At 54.8% G+C, this 1,715-nt stretch carries 2 pseudogenes; one reads left to right on the top strand and one right to left on the bottom strand.

The window, feature by feature from the left end:
• Positions 1–119 precede the first annotated feature (119 nt).
• Positions 120–407, bottom strand: a pseudogene (locus tag ACMX3H_RS18470) (nitroreductase family protein); the annotation flags it as partial.
• A 233-nt stretch (positions 408–640) separates the two neighbouring features.
• On the opposite strand from ACMX3H_RS18470, the pseudogene sppA reads away from it, so the two are divergent.
• A pseudogene (gene sppA / locus ACMX3H_RS18465) lies at positions 641–1,578 on the top strand (signal peptide peptidase SppA); the annotation flags it as partial.
• Between the last annotated feature and the right edge of the window lie 137 nt (positions 1,579–1,715).

Here is a 1,715-nt window from a genome sequence, read left to right as displayed (position 1 = left end):
CCCCGGAAGCTAAAAGTCTCCAGAGTATGGCGGAACAGAAGATGAGCGATCGGACAGAATCGGAATCGCTGATCGGGCGACCGGAATCAGTGATCGGGTGAAATCGGAATCAGTGATCGGACGTGACCGGAACCAGCAATAATCAGCGGCGCGCGAAACGGCGCCTGTTTCGCTTTTTCAATGCCTTTTTGATCCATACCGGCGTTCATCGCCGACTGGCTGAGCAATTCGCTCAGCCGGGTGCGGCCTTCGCCTTCGATGATGATGAAGCGCCACGGTTGCAGAGCGCCATGGTCCGGAGCGCGCATACCCGCACGCAGCAGCAGGTCCAGCGCCTCACCGGCCGGCGCAGGCTCGGTTAAACGGGAAGCTGAGCGGCGATTTAGTAACAGTTCCAATGCATCCATGAGTTCACTCCTAAGGTAGAATAGGGCGTTAACGGTATCATAGCGCCCTGACCTGTAATAGCGTGCTACCGTTGTTGAGGGCGGAGGCAACAGGACGGCGCCCGCTTTTCTCCGTTCGTCCGGGGCGAGGGCCTGAACGCGCGGCGGTAAGGTTTACCTGTAGCGTTTTTTAGAGCGCGGCCGAACAAATTTTATATTATGATTTTGGACTTCGCTGTTTTATTGGAGATCTCATGCGCACATTGTGGCGAATTATTTCCGGACCGTTTAAGTGGGGCTGGCGTTTATTGAATTTTATCCGCGAATTTATCCTCAACGTATTTTTAGTGGTCCTCATCATCGTGGTGGTGGGGATCTATTTACAAGTACGGCACACGCCGCCGACGCCGGCAAAAGGCGTATTGGTGATGGATCTGACCGGTACGGTGGTCGACAAGCCGGCAATGAATAATAAATTGCGTCAGCTCGGCCGCGAATTACTCGGCGCTTCCAGCAACCGGCTGCAGGAAAATTCGCTATTTGACGTGGTAGATACACTGCGCCAGGCGAAAAGCGACGCCAATATCACCGGGCTGGTACTGTCTCTGAAAGATTTCTCCGGGGCGGATCAGGCCTCGCTGCAGTACATCGGTAAGGCGCTGCGCGAATTCCGCGACAGCGGCAAACCCATCTATGCCGTGGGCGACAGTTATAGCCAGGCGCAATACTTCCTTGCCAGCTATGCCAATAAAATCTATCTCACGCCCCAGGGCGCGGTGGATTTACACGGTATCGCCACGAATAACCTCTACTACAAGACCTTGCTCGACAAACTAAAAGTCAATAGCCACATCTTCCGCGTCGGCACTTATAAGTCCGCGGTCGAACCTTTCTTGCGCGACAATATGTCCGACGATGCCCGCGAGGCCGATAGCCGCTGGGTTGGTCAGCTTTGGCAGCATTATCTGACGACGGCCGCGGCCAACCGGTAAATTACGCCGCAGCAATTGTTCCCGGGCGCCCAGGCAATGCTGGACGGCCTGCGCGCGCTGTACAGGGCAATACCGCGCAATTTGCGCTGAATAACAAATGGGTCGATGAGGTGGCGTCCCGTTCGGCGATTGACGACGCGCTGACCAAGGCTTTTGGCTGGAACAAGCGCGACAAGGCGTTCAACGGCATCAGTATTTGGGGTTGTAAGCGGGAAGCCGCCAAAATTTTGCGGGCTTACGCCATACGACTATGACAACGTAAGACCTTCAATCATGGCGTCCAGGTCGAGTTCTTTCCCTTCGCTGATAAAGGTGTAATGTCCGTTCAGAAAGATAT

The sequence above is a fragment of the Sodalis sp. (in: enterobacteria) genome (genome assembly GCF_047607725.1).
In the GTDB taxonomy this organism is placed as follows: Bacteria; Pseudomonadota; Gammaproteobacteria; order Enterobacterales; family Enterobacteriaceae; genus JBLKSS01.
Note: the sequence above shows the minus strand (reverse complement) of the source record. Positions and strands in the feature narration are given on the sequence as shown.